The sequence below is a fragment of the Solidesulfovibrio aerotolerans genome (genome assembly GCF_009856865.1).
Classification (GTDB): Bacteria; Desulfobacterota; Desulfovibrionia; order Desulfovibrionales; family Desulfovibrionaceae; genus Solidesulfovibrio; species Solidesulfovibrio aerotolerans.
Genome location: NZ_WVUD01000004.1, coordinates 107,214 through 124,769 on the forward strand (window position 1 = coordinate 107,214; position 17,556 = coordinate 124,769).

Sequence of the window (17,556 nt, forward strand, 5' to 3'; positions counted from 1 at the left end):
GCTGCCGCTGTGGTCCTGGCGGCAGGCTGCGCTTTATATCTTTAAGAGATAATGAATCCGGGTCAAATCCATCAGCATGTTTGAGTTGGCGAGCAGGGCGCGGATGGCGTTAAAAGGGATGGCGGGGTGCAGCTGCCAGGCGATGGGTTCGATGAAAGGCTTGCTGGTCTGGTCGAAATATTTGGCAAACTGATTGGCGATATACAGGACGGACAGGTATTTGGCCAGGGTGCTGTCGCCGTGATGGGCCTGGGCAGAGGCGGCGGCAGGGAGGTGGTGCGAGCGCGTGAGCGTACACAGCAGGCTGTCAATGTCCCATCGGGCCAAGGTGCTTGCGCCGACGGCGGCGTGTTCGTAGTGCCACAGGAGCGTGTCGTTTCGCCGGCTGTCGGTTGCGACATACGGCCGCAGGCAGGCGGTCTGCTGTTCCTGTGCAGTCGTAAGGATGATGCATTTGCCGATGTCGTGGAAGAGCCCTGCGGTATAGAGGATGCTGGGGTCGAGTTCGGGTGATATGGCGGCGAAGTAGGAGGCACAGGAGGCGCAGTAGGCCGAGTGGCGGACAAGCTGGTGGAGCGTGTCCTGCGTGGCGTCTGTACCCTTCAGTTTTGCGGCCAGAAGCTCTTTGACGACGATGGCTTTGAGCGCTTCGACGCCCAGGCGCGATACGGCGTATTTGATGGAATTTGACTTGTTTGCTGCTGCGTAGAACGCTGTATTGGCAACGTTTATGACCCGCAGGCACAGTATCGGGTCCGAGCCTATGAGTTCGGCTATCCTGGTGATGCTGCCATGATTGTTGTTTATTTCAGTTATCAAGCTGGTGGCATCGGTAAATATGGAACGAAGCTCGACATTATCCAGTTTGTCAATCGGAAAAACGGAGAGATCGCCTGCTGCGGAACAGCTCTCGTCGTAGTCTGAATGCTTGTCGTTGCGCGTCAAGGTGGCAACAAATTGTTCAGAGAAAGCGTGTATCTCTCCGTTGGGGTGTGAAAGGATTTCTTGCGTGCAGATGCCTGTGTCCACAACCGATGCCTGGGATGACGCATGGACGAACAGTCTGTTGCGGTGAGTCAGTTTTTGCTTGTAGGCGTAGTGGATAAGAAAAGTACAGGGCAATAGAAGCATAAGGAGCACAGAAGCGGTGCTCAAAAAGTCTAATTCCAGAATGAAGTCCATCTTTTCAAGCCGATGCTATTTAATAGCAATGCTTTTGCGGCTGATGTCCGCAAATTGGTGGAAAAATACAGACCGGCCGTGTCCCGACCCAGGCGTCGGCCGCGTCCTCCTGGTGAAAACCCCGGGGAAGGCAGGTGCCACGGCAGGGGCTTGGCCCGCTGCTCACGTTGCCCTGCCCTTGTGCGCCAGCAGCCGGTCGATGACAGCCGTCAACTCGGCCAAATCGACCGGTTTGGGCACATACCCGTCCATGCCGGCGTCCAGGAACGTTTCCCGGTCGCCGGCCATGGCATAGGCGGTCATGGCGACGATGGGGATGGCGGCGTTTTCCATACCGGCCTTGCCGGCGCGGATCGCCCTGGTGGCCGCCACGCCGTCCAGACGCGGCATTTGCACGTCCATGAGAATCAGGTCGAAGGGCTGCTGCGTCAGGCGCAGGAGGGCTTCCTGGCCATCGACAGCGGCTTCCACGGCGTACCCGGAGTTTTTAAGCAACCGCGTGCTGGCCATCAGGTTCACGGCATCGTCTTCGGCCACGAGAATGCGCCACGGCCGGTCCTGCCTGGGGGTCGCAACCGGTTGGGTCTTTTCCGGCTGCGGCGCATTCGCCGGCGGCAGGGTGAAGGGCAAGGTGCAATACATCGTCGTTCCCACGCCCTCGGTGCTGTCAACGGCCATGGTGCCGCCCATCATGGCGACCAGTTTGCGAACGAGGGCCAGGCCCAGCCCGGCCCCTTGGAAGCGACGGGAATAGGAGGCTTCGGCCTGGGCGAAAGGCTCGAAGACGGTCTGGAGGAGCTCGTCGGCAATGCCGATGCCCGTGTCGCTTACGGTGAGCAGGATGTGCTGCACGCCGTTGTGCCGGCCAAGGGGGGTGATCTCCACCCGGATGCTGCCGGTCTCGGTGAATTTGATGGCGTTTCCGACTAAATTCAAGAGGATTTGCTGCAGGCGGGACTTGTCCCCGAAAAGTTGTGGCGGCAGGCGTTGGTCGATGTGAAAGTCCAGTTGCAGGCCCTTTTCTTTGGCCTCCCGGGCGAAAAGTTCCAGGATGGCTTCCTGCTGTTCGGCCAGCGCGAACACCGCTTCATGGATGGGCAGTCTGCCTGCCTCGATTCTGGACAAATCCAGGATGTCGGACAGCAGATGCGTCAGGCGCTGGGATGATTTGCGTGTTGCGAGGAGATATTCCTTTTGTTCGGCATCCAGGCTGGTGTTGGCCAACAGCTCGAGCATACTGCGGATGCCGTTGAGCGGCGTGCGTATCTCGTGGCTCATGTTGGCCAGAAATTCAGTCTTGGCCTGACTGGCCGTCTTGGCCCGTTCAAGGGCGGCACGCAGGTCTTCCTGGGCCCGCTTGCGGACAGTGATGTCGATGTCGGAGCCACGATAGCCGCGCAGATTTCCCTGCGCATCAAGCAGGGGCATGCCGCTGGTGGAAAACCAGACGAGGCTGCCGTCTTTGGCCTGGATGGTCTTTTCAAGCCACAGGAAGGCGTCTCTGCGCTCAAACAGGGAAAAGGACGCCTGGGTGAAGGCTTCGCGATCTTTTTCGGGGTGCCAATCAAAAAAATGCAGCCGGCCGACCACCTCTTGCGGGCTGTATCCCAGAACAGAGGTGACGACAGGGCTTATATAGGTATAGAGTCCTTGGGCATCAATCTCCCAGATGATGGTGCGGTTTTGCACGGCGAGTTGCTCATAGCGCAGCTTGCTTTCCCGCAAGGCGGCGTCGGCCCGGTCGCGTTCCTGGGTGCGGGCCTGGATGACGGCGGCCATGGTGTCGAACGACTCGGCCAGTTCGCCAATGGTCCCGGAATACCCGGACAGGCCGGTGCGCACGTCAAGATCGCCGGCCCCAAAGCCCTTGGCCACGGCGCTTAAGCGGCTCAGCGGTGCAATAAAGCCCCAGGTGCCCACCAGCCAGGCCAGAAAAACGGAGAGCAGCAACGAGGCCGCCAGCCAGAAAACAGTGGTCAAGGTCACGGCGTCTGCCTGGGCGATGACCCCGCTTTCCGGGATGCTGACGAAAATATTGAGGTAGGGTGGCGCGTTGCCAATAGCCACGCGCCGTACGGCGAAAACACGGCGAACGCCTTCCGTACTCGTTTCGGTGAAAAGCGCCTCACGATGCGCGGCTTGTATATTGGCCCAAACCGCCGGCGCGATGGGCTGGCCGATGGCGGCCTTGTTCACGGGGGGGTAGCGGGAGAGCCGACGGCCGTCCCGGTCGGCCAGGCCGATAAACGAGTGTTGCGGCAACCGGGCCTGATTAAAAATCAACGTGAAATCCTGCAAGCGCAAGGTGGCGATTAAAATCCCGCAGATCTGGCCGGCCGCATCCCGCACCGGGTTGGCGAACGGCAGCACCGGCACGCCGCTGACTTTGCCCACGGCGTATTCGCCCACGGCAAAAGTGCCGGTGGACAGCGCCTCTTGAAATTCCTTGCGCTCGGAGAGGTTTTGCCGGGTAAAAGGAAGGGCCGAGGCCAGGGCCTCGCCTGTTTGCGACAGCAGGGCGAAATTGACGTAGTTGGGGTTCCCGAGCAGGACGTTGCGCAGAAGCTGGTTGCAAGCGGCGACATCCAGGGCACGCACGGCGTTGTCTTGGGATAATGCCTGCATGATGGTTTGCAGGCGGGCGATCTCGGTTTCCTGCTGATGGGCGTAGTATTCGGCCAGATGGAGTGTGGTCAGGCGGGCGTGTTCGATCTCGTGGTTTCTGCGCTCCCAGCCCGAGCCAAGGACTACGGCCAGCATAGGGAGCACCCCGGCCAGAACGACCAGTATCAAATTGCAGCGAATCGAACTTGGGAGCCTGATCATGCGTCTGTCCTGCGGTGCGATACAGTCCTTTTGCGTGTATGGCAAGGGTTGCGCCGCGCTCCCCGGCCGTGGCTGCGAGGCCTGGGGATGGCGCGACGCAGCGCGTTGCGCAGCCCATTCATTTCCCTCCCTGTAAGCCATTTGGACCATGGAGTCGAGGTGGTGTTGCAACAAAGGCGAACAGGAAGCGACCAGGGCAAAGGAACAGGGGTATCCGGGAGCATTCGTTTGCTCCGGGCGTTTCTTGCCCGGCCCGGGTGTGCGGCGTCTCCCGCCTGTCTTGACGCCGGTTTTTGATGTGATAGGCAACGCCCTTTGGCGTCAAAGGCAACGTCGGCCAATACATAAAAGGAAGGTTGACAGGATGAAGCGATTTAATCCGCACGCGGATGCCGGTCTCGCTGGGGAGGCTGGTTCGATGGTCGAGGCCCCGGCCGGCGCCTGGGTGCGCTACGAGGACGCCATGGCGGAAATTGCCCGTCTCCACAAAGCCCTGGCCCCTATCCTGCGCCATGCTGCGGGTGATGACAAGCAGCCGCCGTTGCGGCTGAATATCGAAGAAACCCGAGTGATTAAAAAGGAAGTGCTGGAGCAGGGCGCGTGGCTGCCGCGCGGGTGACGATTCCGCGCTGCACAAAATAGCTCCCGTCGGCTGTCCTTGCCGGGAACCTGGATCGAAGATGGTCCAGCCGGCCCAGGGAGCATTTAAAACAGGCAATCGAGCAGCGTCGCCACGTCCACGTCGCGCAGGTATTCGCCCAGGGGCACGCCGGCCAAACGGGCGGCCAGGGCATCGCGGTCGTGGGGGCAGCCGAGAAGCCGGTCTTCCAGTTCGGCCACGGACCGGCGGCCGAAATAGTCGCCGTACAGGCGTACCGCTGTGATGCGCCCCTGGACGCTGTCGAGATGGACTTCCACCACGCCGCCCTTTGTGCGGCTGGTTTTGGTGAAGGCGTAGTGCGGGGAAGCGCCGTAGTTCCAGTCGTAGGCCCGGTATTTGCGTTCGGCCAGCAGGGAAACGGCGCTTTGTTCTGCGGCGCACAGCCCCCTGGCTTGCCGGGCACCACCGCCGCAGACGTGGTTCATGACATGGGCCATAAACGCCTCCACGGCCATGGGTTCGGGCAGATGCGCGGCGATGTTGGTCACGCGTTTGGGGATGCTTTTGACGGCCTTGTCCCGGTATTTGACCGGGTCCACCCGCAGCGCGCCGGACAGATCGGCCATGGCTGCGGAAAAAAGCAGGGTGCCGTGGTGGAGCACCCGGTCTTTGAGCACGAACTGGGCGTTGCCGGAGATTTTTTTGCCGTCAATGGCCAGATCGTTGCGTCCCTCAAAGGTGCATGGCACGCCCAGGGCCGCCAGCGCCTCGATGATGGGCGCGGTGAAGCGGCGAAAGTCGATGTCGCGGTCAGACTCGCCAAGGCTTATGAAGGTGAAGTTGACGTTGCCAAGATCGTGAAAGACCGCCCCGCCGCCGGTCAGGCGGCGCACCACCGGGATGGCGCGCTGGCGCACAAAGGCTTCGTTGATCTGTCCCCGGGTGTTCTGGTTGCGCCCGACAATGACGGCCGGGGCGTTGCGCCACAGCATGAACACGTCCTCGGTGCTTTGGCGCAGGAGCCATTCCTCGGCGGCCAGATTGGCGGCCGGGTCCGTGTGGGCGAGTTCAATAAAGCGCATGCAGTCTCCTTTGAGGCCTTCCCGCTGCCCCGACGGTAGCCGCCGGCCGCACCGCTGACAAGACCCGGCCGGCCTGGAGCAGCCCGGGGCCGCTTGAAAAAGGAAACAACGACGGCAAGGGACTGGTCCTGGGGGCAGGGGGTGGCCACCCATGGCCGCAGCGCCAATGGTCAGGGGTTTGTTGGCGGCTGCGGCGTTTGGCTCTCCTTGGCCGGGGCCGCCGGCAGGGTGAAGGCGAACAGGCTGCCCTGGCTTGGCGTGCTTTCGGCCCGAATGCGGCCGCCGTGGTGTTCCACGATTTCCTTGCAGATGGCCAAGCCAAGGCCTGTGCCTTGGGGCTTTTCCGTCAGGGTGTCCCGGTTGCCCAGTTGCTGAAACCGCGAAAAGAGCTTGGGGATGTCTCCGGCGGGTATCCCGACGCCGGTATCACTGACCTCAAAGAGCACCCAGCCCGGCTGGGGGGTGCTGGCGCGCAGGGTTACCGTGCCCCAGGGCGCGAATTTGGAGGCGTTGGCCAAAAGGTTGATGAGCACCTGATGGATGCGGTCCGGGTCAGCCCGCACCAGCGGCAGATCCGGGGCCACGGCCAGGACCAGCCGGGGATGGGGCGGCACGTTGAACAGGGCGGCAGCCACTGTGGCGGCGGCGGCGGCCAGTTCGGCCGGCGCGTGGGCACCGAAGTGCCACACCATATGGCCGGACTCGATCTTGTGCAGGTCCAGGACGTCGTTGATCATCCGTCCCAGGCGCTCCCCTTCCAATTGGATGATCTTTAAGTTCTGGCGAATGCGGCCGGCCTGGGCCGCAAGCTTGGCGTCGTCGGCGGCGGCGGGGAGGAAGTGCTTCTCGAAGTTTTTGGCGATAAGCTTGGCATAGCCCAGAATGGAGGTCAGGGGCGTGCGCAGTTCGTGGGAGACCGAGGACAGGAAGGCGGACTTCATGCCGTCGAGTTCCGTCAGCCGGCGGTTGGCCCCTTCGAGCTGGGTGATTTTTTCCCGGATGGCGTGGCGCATGGCGTCGAAGCTGCGGGCCAGCGTGCCGATTTCGTCGTCGCGGTGCAGCGGGATGGCGGTGTCGAGCTCTCCTTCGGCCAGCCGGTCGGCGCTGCCGGCCAGCCGGGCCAGGGGCCGGATGACGTAGCGGCGGGTGAAGACAATGAGCACCAGGGAGGAAAAGACCACGCACAACAGCGATCCGGCCACGAAGGTCTTGGCAATGTCGCGCTTTTTCGCCTCAACGGCATTGGTCTTGACCTTGACGTAGGCATAGAAAAACGGCTTGGCGTTTTCAAACGCCCTGATGGGCGTGACGCTGACCCGATAGTGGTTTCCGTCCGGCTGGGCCGCCAACGGCTCGAGCTGCGGGTTGTCAACGGTGAACAGGCGCGCATCGATGTCGTCGAGATCCCGGACGTTTCTGCCCACAACCAGCGGATCGCGGGCGTAATAGACGTTGCCGTCGGCTCCGACGACCATGCCATCGACGAATTCTCCCCCGGTCAGTTCTGTCATCATGTTCGCGTCGGCCACGGACTCGTAGCGCAAAAGCTGCCGGTTCATCAAAATGCCCGGCAACTGCACCTTGGTCCAGGCGGCGGCGTCGAGTTCGGCGGAAAACCGCTGGGTGTAGAAATAGCCCACGGCAAAAAAAGCAGCCGTCTCAATGAGGATGACCACCAAGCCGATGGTCAGCGTCAGGCTGTGCTTTATTGTTTTTTCCATGCGGGCGCTTCCGTGCCGGAGTTGTTGCCGGTTTGGGTCTTGACTGCGGGCGGCCTGACTCGGGCGGCTTTGGCCTTGGCCTCGGTCTCGGCCAGGATGGCCGTCAGGGTGTGCGGCCGGGTTACGAAGGCAAGGAAGGCGTCAAGTCCCGCTTCGGCCACGGCCGGCGGCGTGGCCAGGTCGTAGTTAAAGGCCCAGTGCGGGGCGGCCCGGATGACTGCGGCAAGGCGGCGTTTCAGCGGACTGTAGAAGTCCGGCGCGACTTCCCGGCTGGGGGCCAAAGCCCCGGACCCGGCGCTCATTGTCTCCTGTAATCCGGTCGCGGCGAAATACGGCAGCACCTGCTCCGCTGCCCCGACATTGCCGGCCTTGGCCACGGCCAGGACGTCGATGGGGCCAAGGGCCACGTCCGGGACGCCCGGGTCAACGGTCGGGAACACAAAGAAATCAAAGCCTTCTTCCTGGGGCCAGCCCATTTGGCCGTCAAACAGGCCGATGATCCAGGTGCCCATCAGGATCATGGCCGCCTGGCCGTGGAAGACCTGTTTGGCGGCTTCGGACCAGTCGTAGGCCTTGGGCGCGGGGAAAAAATAGCCCGCATCCAACAGCGACTGCCACAGGGAAAAGGCCCGCAATACCTGGGGATCGGTATAAGAGGCCTCGCCGTCCATGAGCTTTTGCCGATACTCCGGGCCGGCCGTGCGCAGCAGCAGATAGTCGAACCAGAACTGGGCCGGCCAGCGTTCCCGGGCACCAAGGGCCAGGGGGGCGATGCCGGTGGCCTTTATCCGGGCGCAGACGGTGCGAAATTCCTCCCAGGTCGTCGGCGGGGAAAGACCCAGGCTGGCAAAGATTTTGCGGTTGTAGAAAAAGGCCACGAAATGCTGGGTGAGCGGCAGGCCGTATTTGCGGCCGTCATAGGTGCAGGCCGCAGCCAGCGGACCTGGAAAAACGTCGTCGAGCCGCGCCTCCTGCCAGACGGTGTCCAGCGGGGCGAGCTGGTCGGCTGCTGCCAGGGACTCCAGCCGGGCACCGGCCCAGTAGGAAAAGATGTCGGGTGGCTGGCCGCTGTCCAGCATGACCCGGATGCCGACCTTGAATGATTCGTGTTCAAAAGCGATGGGTTTGAGATTGTAATGCGGATGTTGCGCATTGAAAGCGGCCGCCATATCGTCGATGCCGCCGCGCAGGGCACCGCTCCAGTAATGCAGGAGGACGATTTTTTCGGAAGACTGGGCTGCCGTTGCAGCGCTTGCCAAGGCCATACAGATGATTATGCAGGACGCAAGAAGCAGCCTATGCGCGCACAGCCACACAATATTTCTGGGATCTCCTGCCAATTCAGACCGCCTTGGAAGTTTCAAAGCACGCTGGAGGCCATCGGTCCTGCCGCAAAGTCTGCCGCTTGCCGTTATCCAGCGCGGGTACAGCCGCATTCCTGGGCGACAAGACCTGGCGACATCCTCTATTATTGCATTCATTCCATGGATGCGGTGAAAAAGCAAATGCGCCACAGCGCGCAATCGGCCCTGGACGACGGCTGTTTCCCGGCCCTGTCTTGTGTTTACCCCGCGCCACTTTTATAATGGCATTTTAGGGCGCATCCCCGCCTGTGGGGGCGCGCCGCCAGCCGACCCAGGAGTAACGCATGTCTGCTGATTGCCGTCTTGCCATGGATGTCCCGTCAGACGTCGGTTTCGCCCGGGTGCTGACCGCTGCGGCCGAGGCCCTGGCTTTGCGCGGCGGGTTTGGCCGGCGGGAAAGCCTGCGCTTCCAACTGACGGTGGAGGAATTTTTCGGCTGCCTGACCGAGACGGTCGACGCCAGCCAGGCCATCCGGGTGGTCCTGACCGGCAAGAAGCATCTGCTGCGGGCGGCCTTTGACTTTGAGGCCGCGAGTCTGTCCCTGGGGGGGCTCAATGTCGTGGCGGCCGCCCCGGCCTGCGCCGCCAGCGAACCGGCCGGCGACCTGGGCCTGCTGCTGGCCGGCAAGGCAGCGGATCGGTTTCATATCGAGCACCGGGGCGAGCGGCGTTTTGGCCTGGAAGCCGAGGTGGACAAGGCCTATCCGCCGGGGGCTGCGGTGCAGGCACCGGCGGCCTATCCGGCTCCCTTTACGGCCCGGGCCGGCAGCGACGCGGGCCAGCTCGCCTATGCAGCCGCCCTGGCCGCCGCGGCCTATCCGGCCTGGCACTGTCCGGGGAGTTTTCAAACGCCCGGCAAATTTGCCGACATGATCGAAGACGGGCAGGTGCGCTGCGTGGTGGCGACCGACGCCGCCGGCCAGCCGGCCGGGCTTCTCAGTTGGACCCCGTGCAGCGACCGGGGACTTTATTTTTCCGGTCCCTTTGTCTTTGCCCCGGGCCAGGACGGCGCGGCCGTGGCCCGGGTGTTGGTCGAGGCCTTTTTGTCCCTGGTCGGTCGGGAAAAATACGAGATCGTTTTGAGTCTGCGCGCCACCCCGGATGCGCCGGACGGCTATTTCGAGTCGCTGGGGGAGTTGAAACTGTGCCGCGAGGACGCCTGCCGGCCGCAGCAGGTGCTTTTCCGCCATCTGCGCGAAGACGCCGGTCTGGCCGTGTGGCGGCATCCCGACCTGGAGGCCTTTTTGCTGGACGCCTACGACCGGCTGGCCATGTTTCGCAACTTTCTAAACGCCCCCTCGCCCACATCCCGGCCGCGCCGGGAGTCCCTGCTCGGGGCCAACCTGGATCGCAAGCGCGACCTGGGCGAACTGCGCACACTTCTGGACGGCGAGGATCTGGTTGACAACCTGCGCCGCCACGTCGCGGCCCTGCGCCAGCGCGGTCTGGGCAACATCTTTTATTACATGGACCTTTCCCAGGAATGGGAAGCGGCCCTGGCTGGGGATCTGACGGCAGCCGGGTTTACGCCCAGCGTCGTATTGCCCCACGGCGGGCGGGGCGATCTGGTGGTGTGGCAGCATGTCCCGGCTGCTTGACCGCGTTCCCGCCTATGTGCGGGAATTTGAGAGCTATGTGCCCAGCCGCCCTGATCCGGTGCTCATGCGCCAGTATGGCGTGACCGGGCTGCATCGCCTCAATAACAACGAAAACGCCCTGGGGCCGCCGCCGCTTGCCCAAGAGGCCATTGCCGCCTTTGACCCGCACCGGGCCGCGATCTATCCCCCGGGCGACGCCTACGATCTGCGCGCGGCCCTGGCCGCCAAGTTCGGCAAAAGCCCGGACCAGTTTTTGGTTGGCAACGGCTCCTGCGAGGTCATTTCCTCGGTGGTGCGGGCCTTTTGCCAGCCCGGCGACGCCGTGGTCACGGCGGATAAGACCTTTGCCGTCTATGAATGGGTGGCCCGGTTTTCCGGTGTCGAGCCCGTGCTCGTCCCCCTGCGCGACCAGGCCATTGACGCCGGGGGCATGCTGGCGGCCGTCACTGCCCGGACCAAGGTCGTTTTTATCTGCAATCCGAATAATCCCACCGGCACCTGGTGGAACCGGCAGACCCTGGAAACGTTTCTCGCCGGGCTGGCCGGCCGGGCCGTGGTGGTGCTCGATGAGGCCTACCGCGAATACGTAACCGACCCGGATTTCCCGGACGGTCTGGAAGTCCTCACGCGCCATCCCCATGTCCTGGTCTTTCGGACCTTTTCCAAGATGTACGGTCTGGCCGGGCTGCGGGTGGGCTATCTGTGCGGCTCCCAGGAAGCGGTGGACATCGTGCGACGCACCCACATCGCCTATTCGGTCAATGCCTTGGGCCAGATCGCGGCCACGGCCGCCCTGGCTGATGACGCCGGCCATATTGCCGCCACCCGGGGCATGGTGGCCCAGGCTCGCAGCTTCCTGCGCGACCTCTTTGATGGGCTGGGGCTGGAATATGTGGCCGGGGAGGGCAATTTCCTCATGGCCCGCACGCCGGTTTCCGACACGCTGCTCTATCGCCGGCTCATGCGCGAAGGGGTGATGATCCGCACCATGACCGGCTTTCGGTTTCCCAACTGGATTCGCGTTTCCCTGGTCGAAGAACCGGCCATGGCCGCCTTTGCTGCGGCGCTTAAAAAGGTGTTGGACAAACCATGACCCTGAGCGAATCCCGGCCGCCTGAGCGGCTTTTTACCTACGAATTCACCGTACTGACCCTGGCCGCCGGATTTGGCTTTTGCAACATCGCCATTTTTTACGGCTTTGCCAGCTATTTGCAACGGCTTGGGGTCGAGGCCGGCTGGCAGGGGGTGCTCCTTGGGGCCGAACCTCTGGCCGCATTTTGCCTGCGCCCGTTTTTAAGCGTGTGGGTCACGCCGCGAAACGCCCTGTCTTTGGCGAAAGGCGCGCTGCTCGGCATGGGGCTGGCCCTGTGTTGCTACCAGTTTGCCCGGGAGATTCCCTGGATTTTGGCGGTGCGCCTTTTCCACGGCGTCTCTTTCGTTTGTCTGGTCAGCGCCGTCACCACCCTTTTGGCGCATACGATTCCCAGAACCCTGGCCGGCCGGGCCTTTGGTTATTTCTCCCTGTCAGCGCTGGTGCCCTATGCCGTCATGCCGCCGCTTATGGAATGGCTCGTGCCGCGTCTGGGGGGCGAGGACGTGGCCTATGCCGTGTGTTCGGTGCTTATTGTGCCGGCCCTGGTCCTGCTGGTCCCCCTGGGGCCGCGTCTGGGCCGCCGGGCCATGGCCGGTGTGCCGGGCACCGAGCGCCCCAGGCTGGACGCCGTGCGCCGCAATCTGGCCCAGCCGGCCGTACGCTTGGTGCTGGGAGCCAGTCTGTGCCTTTTTTTGAGCACCACCCTGGTCTTTTTCTACATGAAGCCCTTTGCCCTGGGCCTGGGGCTGACCGATCCGGGCCTTTTTTTCACTGTCTCCACAGTGGCCTCCATCCTGGTGCGGGTTACGGCCGGGCGGTTTTACGACCGGCTGCCCAAGGTCTGGCCGCTGCTGGCCGCCCTGATCGGGCTGGCCGGCTGCATGGCCGGCTTTGGCGCCACGGGTACGGTGGGGCGCTATCTGGTCCTGGCCGGTGCCTACGGGGCCTGCCTTGGCGTGGCCATGCCGCTCTCCAACGCCGTCATGTTCGAGCGGTCCCAGCCGGCCATGCGCGGGGTCAATATGAATCTGATGCTGTTTATGATGGACGCGGGCTATGTGGCCGGTCCCATGCTCGGCGGGGCCATGCTGGCGGCCGGGGCCGGCTACCCGGTGCTTTTTTGGACATGCTCCGGGTTTGCCGCGCTGTCCGGGCTGCTGGTGGTCGTGCTGGCTGTGGCCCGGCCGGCGAAGTCTAGGGCTGGGGCGTAAGGCGCAGGAGCAGATTGCCGGCCGCCTGCCGGCGATAGGCGGCTGAGGCCCGCACGTCGGTCATGGGCGAAACGGCCTCCCGGATGGCGGCGGCGGCCCGGGTCAGAGACTCGCGATTGAGTCTCTGGCCGGTCAAGGCCGCTTCGGCGGCCGGGAGACGTCGGGCGGTGGGGGCGAGGCTTCCCACCGCGAGGCGGGCCTCGGTCACTGTGCCGGCGGCGTCGGTGGCGATGACGGCGGCCAGACTGGCCACGGCAATGGCCAGGGCGTCGCGCCGCCCGATTTTTTCAAAGTGCTGGAGCGCTGCCGGGGCCGGTGGCGCAACGACCACGGCCGCGATGATCTCCCCGGCCGCCAGGGCGGTGCGGCCCGGGCCAAGCAGGAAGTCGGCCAGGGGCACGACGCGCCGGCCCTTGGCCGAGGCCAGTTCCAGGCGGGCGTTAAGGGCCAAAAGGGCCGGCAGGGTGTCGCCGGCCGGAGAGGCCGTGGCGATGTTGCCGCCAAGCGTCCCCATGGCCCGGATGGGCGGCGAGCCCAGCGTCTCCAGGGCCAGGGCCAGCACGGCCAGATGCTGGCGCACCAGGGGATGGCGGGCCAGCGTCGCATGGCTGGCCATGGCTCCCAGGCGGATCAGGCCGTCACCTTCGGAAATTCCGGCCAGTTCGCCGATGCCTTCCAGCAGGGCCACAGCGCAGGACGCCGGCCCGCGTTTGGCCACCAGCAGATCCGTGCCCCCGGCCAGAACGTGCGCCCCGTCGGCCAGAAGCGGCCACAGCGCTTCCAGGCTGGTCGGGCAATAAACCGCGCCGATCACGATTTTTCCTCGGCCATGGTCTTGGCCGCAGCCAGCACCGCATCCACGATTTTGCCATAGCCGGTGCAGCGGCACAGGTTGCCGGACAAGGCCCGGCGCACCTGCTCGCGATCCGGGTCGGGCTGGCGGGCCAGCAGATCGACGGCCGCCACGGTCATGCCCGGGGTGCAGTAGCCGCACTGGACCGCACCATGGGCGGCAAAGGCCGCCTGGACCGGATGGGGGGCGGCGGCCGTGCCCAGGCCCTCGGCCGTGACCACGTCTTTGCCGTCAAGTTGGGCCGCCAGCATGAGGCAGGACAGGCGCACCTCGCCGTTAACCAGGATGGAGCAGGCCCCGCATTCCCCGGAGCCGCAGCTTTCCTTGGCGGCGGTGAGGCCGAGATCGTCGCGCAACACATCGATGGCCCGCCGGCCGGGCCGCACGTCAAGGCTCGTGGCCACGCCGTTCAGGGTCAATTGCAGCCGGATGGTCGCGCTCATTCAGGCCCTCCCAGGGCGGAAAGAAGGTCTTCGGGGGTGACGGGAAGGCGTGTGACGTGCAGCCCGGCGGCATCGAAAAGGGCCTGGGCAATGGCTGGGCCTGGGCCGTGGATGCCGACCTCGCCCATGCCGCGAAGCCCGAGTGGGCCGGTGGGTTCGTCGTCGGCAACAATCAGACAGTCGATGTCGGGCAGGTCCAGCGCCGTGGGAATGAGATAGCGGCTCAAGTCCCCGGCCCCCATGCAGCCGTTTTCCAGGGCCGGATCTTCAAAAAGGGCCAGCCCGATGCCCTGGGCCGCCGCACCCTGGACTTGCTGCGTCACACCCTCCAAAGAGAGCACCCGGCCGCAGGCCACGGACACCACGCACCGGCCAAGGCGCACCCGCCCGGTCAGTTCGTCCACTTCCACGGCGCACAGGCAGGCCCCGTGGGAATAAAAGCGATGAGGAAACCCGAGCTTGAACTGCCGGCCGGTGTCCGGCGGATTTTCCACCACGGCCATGACAAACTGGTCCACGCACAAGCGGTCGTCGCGGGGCAGGAGCGCCCCAAGGCGAGCCAGGGGCACGGCCGCGCCGGTGGCGGGATCGGTGACCAGCCCGGGCGAGAGGATGAGCCGGGCCGGATCGTCGCACAAAAGGGCCAACGCTGCCCGGGCGCGCAGTTTGGCCTCCATGGCCCGGCAGGCCCCAAGCAGCGCATTGCCGAAGGTGAAGGTGGTGCGGCTGGCCGAGGATGAGCCGGCCGGCAGGCAGTGGCGGGTATCGGGCTGGATAAGGGCAAAGGCTTCGGGGGACTGATGCAGCGCCTGAGCCGCCATGGTCACAAAGGCCGAGGCGTTGCCCTGGCCCATGTCCGGCACGGAATTGTAGATGCGAAAGGTGCCCTGTTTGGTCAGTTCCAGCTTGGCGGCGGCGGCGTCGGGCAGGCCCCGGCCGTAGCCCATGGCGTTTTGCATGCAGGTCACGCCCACGCCCCGCCGGGTAAAAGGCGGTGCTTGGCGCTTCCAGGCCGCGCGTTCGGTCCAGGCGGGATGGGCCAGCACGGCGGTCAGGCACTCGGCGGCCCCGGCCCCGGGTTCGGGAGTCACGCCGATGGCGTTGGGCTCGCCCCGGCCCAGGGCATTTTGCAGCCGCAGCCCGGCCGGGTCGCGACCCAGGCGCGTGGCCAGAGCATCCATGAGCCGTTCGATGGCAAAGCTGGATTGCAGCACGCCAAAGCCGCGAAACGCGCCGCCCACGGGATTGTTGGTGTAGGCGCAGGAGCCTTCCAGCCGGGTGTGCGGAATGCGGTACGGCCCGCCGGCATGTTCCAGGGCCAGGGCCATGATCTCGCCGCTTAAATGGGCATAGGGTCCGGCGTCGAACAGCAGCGAACCGGTCAGGGCGCGCAAGGTGCCGTCGGCATCGGCCCCGAGCGTAACGCGCATGACGGCGGCGTGGCGCTTGTAGCCGGCCAGAAAGGTCTCTTCGCGGTCCCAGACCATTTTGACCCAGCGTCCGCCGGCGTTGAGGGCAGCCAGGGCCAGCAGACACTGCACGGTGGCCCCGTCCTTGCCGCCAAAGCCGCCGCCCAGATACGGCGCGCGCACCCGGATGGTCCAGGGATTAAGCCCCAGGGCATGGGCGATCTCGAAGCGGTCGCGAAAGGGGGCCTGGGTGGAAACGACCATGTCCAAAACGCCGGCCGGGGTGAGCCGGGCCGTGCCGTTGGGCAGTTCCAGAAAGACGTGGTCCTGCATGGGGGTGTGGTATTCCCCGGAAACCGTCACGGCGCAATCGGCCAGGGCGGTTGGCGCATCGCCCTTTTCCACCAGCCCGTAGGCCAGCAGATTGCCGTCCGGGTGTTCGGGATGCACATAAGGGGCGTCCCGGTCCAGGGCGGCTGCCGGCTCGAACACGCCGGGCAGGGGCGAAAAGGCCGCGTCGATGCGCGACAGGGCCAAGGCCAGGGCCTCGCGGCTTTCGGCCAGCACCAGGGCCACGGGATCGCCCCGATGGCGCACGCGCTCGCCGCAAAGGACGGGCTGGTCCTTGTGGACGATGCCCTGGCGGTTGGTTCCGGGCACGTCGCGCCGGGTGAGCACAGCCACGACCCCGGGTGTTGCCCGGGCAGCGGCGACGTCCAGGCCGGTTATCAGGGCATGGGCCACGCCCGCCCGGCGCACCCCGGCCCAGAGGCAGCCCGGGGGGGTGACATCGGCGCTGTAGCGCTCGGCCCCCACGGCCTTGGCCAGGGCGTCGGCCCGGGGGAACACGGCGTCAGGGCCGGTCACCGAGAGCCTCCCATTCCGCCCGGATATGGGCCAGCAGGGTCTTGGCCCGGTCGGTGTAGAGATTGACCGCAGCGAAATCCGGCGTCTGGGCAAGCTTTTGAAGCATAAGCCCGTCGGTGCCGAACCAGCGGGGGAGCAAGCCCCCCAGGATGTAGCCCCGGCGGCGCAGTTCGCCTACGGCAAAGGCCACGCCGGGCGCGCCGGTGGCGAGATAGACCTGGACCACGGCCAGCCCCTGCTCTTTGGCCTCGGCATCGAGGGCGTCGAGATGCTCGGGCAGATCCCGGCCGATGGTGGCCACCTGGACGCGCCTGACCTGGGCGAAATCGAAGGTGCGGCTGTCCACAACGCTCTGATCCGCCTCGGGAACATCGGGGCCGTCGAAGCGAACGTCGCGGTCAAGTGCTATGCCGGAGAGGATAAAGGTCAGGGTGTCCCGATAGCATTCGGGCAGATAGAGTGGCTGCGCCGTGTCGCGGTCCACCCGAAAAAACATCAGGCAGCTCACGCGGCCGGCCGCGCCTTCTTTTTCGTAGGCTCCAGACGGCATGAGCGACAGTTCCAGGGCGCACTCGACGTGGCCTTGCTTCGTGCCGGTTTTCTGGGTGACCAGATGGGTGCACACGGCCTCGCCGAAAAAGGCCTCGGCGTAATCCATGGCGTAGGAAAGTGCTTCCAGGCGTTTTAAAATGCGAAAGGCGATGGAGGTGTTGCGGTAGTGGTGGTCGACCAGCAACTGCCCCTGCTCATAGACTGCGGCGTTGGGCGGCGAACTGCGGTAATAGGCACCCGTGCCGGCGATCTCCCCGGTCGGCAGCCGGGCCACCACGGTGAGCACCTGGCGCTGGTGGTTGAGCGCCGTTAAGCGTTCGGGCACGTAATAGTCGATGACCGGATACTTGTCGCCGTAGATGGCGTGAAACAGGCGGGCCACGCCGGGTGCGTCTTCGCGCCGCAGCATATCAAGTTCGTAGGGCTCTCCGGCCGCAAGTTCCGTCTCGGCAGCCAGGATGCGGGCCACGGCCGCCTGTTTGACGGTTTCCTCGTCGAAATGCGCCTGGGCAAAGAGGCACCAGTCCTCCAGAGCGCCGGACCGCAGCAGTTCCGGCAACGCCTGGGGCGCGCCGAAACGTTCGGACAGGAGCGCGGCCAGGGCGGTCGTGACGGTCGCGGCCACGCCCTGCTCGGCCAGGGGCGTGCCGGCGACCAGGGCAGCGGCTGCGCCAGCTTCAAGCCCGGCCGTAACGAGGAGTTCCCGCATGGTATCTGCGTCGAATTGCATCGTAATCCTTTTGGGCGTCAGCGT

At 64.8% G+C, this 17,556-nt stretch carries 13 protein-coding genes; 4 read left to right on the forward strand and 9 right to left on the reverse strand.

The features are described from left to right. Positions 1–33: 33 nt before the first annotated feature. Both GTA51_RS04155 and GTA51_RS04160 read right to left on the reverse strand, forming a co-directional pair. Positions 34–1,182 (reverse strand): HDOD domain-containing protein, encoded by a 1,149-nt coding sequence (locus tag GTA51_RS04155; protein WP_160958941.1) that lies wholly within the window; start codon positions 1,180–1,182, stop codon positions 34–36. A 162-nt stretch (positions 1,183–1,344) separates the two neighbouring features. After that, the gene (locus GTA51_RS04160) at positions 1,345–4,008 is read right to left on the reverse strand and encodes an ATP-binding protein (RefSeq protein ID WP_160958943.1); all 2,664 of its coding nucleotides are present in this window, start codon (positions 4,006–4,008) and stop codon (positions 1,345–1,347) included. Between the two features lie 364 nt (positions 4,009–4,372). On the opposite strand from GTA51_RS04160, the gene GTA51_RS04165 reads away from it, so the two are divergent. After that, positions 4,373–4,627, forward strand: a complete 255-nt coding sequence (locus GTA51_RS04165) for a hypothetical protein (RefSeq protein ID WP_160958945.1) — start codon at positions 4,373–4,375, stop codon at positions 4,625–4,627. A gap of 86 nt (positions 4,628–4,713) precedes the next feature. Here the strand turns inward: GTA51_RS04165 and lplA are convergent, their stop codons facing one another. The 3 genes from lplA to GTA51_RS04180 form a co-directional block, all read right to left on the reverse strand. After that, positions 4,714–5,691: a lipoate--protein ligase gene (gene lplA, locus GTA51_RS04170; RefSeq protein WP_160958946.1), complete on the reverse strand. Its 978-nt coding sequence runs from the start codon at positions 5,689–5,691 to the stop codon at positions 4,714–4,716. A 170-nt stretch (positions 5,692–5,861) separates the two neighbouring features. Further along, positions 5,862–7,412, reverse strand: a complete 1,551-nt coding sequence (locus tag GTA51_RS04175) for a HAMP domain-containing sensor histidine kinase (RefSeq protein WP_160958948.1) — start codon at positions 7,410–7,412, stop codon at positions 5,862–5,864. Beyond that, positions 7,397–8,677: an ABC transporter substrate-binding protein gene (locus tag GTA51_RS04180; protein ID WP_160958950.1), complete on the reverse strand. Its 1,281-nt coding sequence runs from the start codon at positions 8,675–8,677 to the stop codon at positions 7,397–7,399. Before GTA51_RS04180 ends, GTA51_RS04175 begins: the two co-directional genes overlap by 16 nt. A 383-nt stretch (positions 8,678–9,060) precedes the next feature. On the opposite strand from GTA51_RS04180, the gene GTA51_RS04185 reads away from it, so the two are divergent. From GTA51_RS04185 to GTA51_RS04195, 3 genes are read left to right on the forward strand one after another with little or no spacing between them, the layout of a single operon-like run. Further along, complete coding sequence (locus GTA51_RS04185; protein ID WP_160958951.1) at positions 9,061–10,374, forward strand: hypothetical protein; 1,314 nt, start codon at positions 9,061–9,063, stop codon at positions 10,372–10,374. Further along, positions 10,358–11,467, forward strand: coding sequence for a pyridoxal phosphate-dependent aminotransferase (locus GTA51_RS04190; RefSeq protein WP_160958953.1), 1,110 nt, complete (start codon positions 10,358–10,360; stop codon positions 11,465–11,467). The genes GTA51_RS04185 and GTA51_RS04190 overlap by 17 nt, the downstream gene beginning before the upstream one ends. Then, on the forward strand, positions 11,464–12,678 hold the full coding sequence (locus tag GTA51_RS04195; RefSeq protein ID WP_160958955.1) for an MFS transporter: 1,215 nt from the start codon (positions 11,464–11,466) through the stop codon (positions 12,676–12,678). Before GTA51_RS04190 ends, GTA51_RS04195 begins: the two co-directional genes overlap by 4 nt. Here GTA51_RS04195 and GTA51_RS04200 read toward each other — a convergent pair. The 4 genes from GTA51_RS04200 to GTA51_RS04215 are packed head-to-tail and all read right to left on the reverse strand — an operon-like array spanning position 12,662 to position 17,532. Then, complete coding sequence (locus GTA51_RS04200; protein ID WP_160958956.1) at positions 12,662–13,492, reverse strand: FAD binding domain-containing protein; 831 nt, start codon at positions 13,490–13,492, stop codon at positions 12,662–12,664. The two genes, GTA51_RS04195 and GTA51_RS04200, sit on opposite strands and share 17 nt — an antisense overlap. Further along, a complete protein-coding gene (locus GTA51_RS04205) occupies positions 13,489–13,974 on the reverse strand; it encodes a (2Fe-2S)-binding protein (protein ID WP_160958958.1) in 486 nt (161 codons plus the stop codon). The genes GTA51_RS04200 and GTA51_RS04205 overlap by 4 nt, the downstream gene beginning before the upstream one ends. Further along, positions 13,971–16,250, reverse strand: coding sequence for a molybdopterin cofactor-binding domain-containing protein (locus GTA51_RS04210; RefSeq protein WP_160958960.1), 2,280 nt, complete (start codon positions 16,248–16,250; stop codon positions 13,971–13,973). The genes GTA51_RS04205 and GTA51_RS04210 overlap by 4 nt, the downstream gene beginning before the upstream one ends. After that, a complete protein-coding gene (locus GTA51_RS04215; RefSeq protein ID WP_160958961.1) occupies positions 16,237–17,532 on the reverse strand; it encodes a hypothetical protein in 1,296 nt (431 codons plus the stop codon). The genes GTA51_RS04210 and GTA51_RS04215 overlap by 14 nt, the downstream gene beginning before the upstream one ends. Between the last annotated feature and the right edge of the window lie 24 nt (positions 17,533–17,556).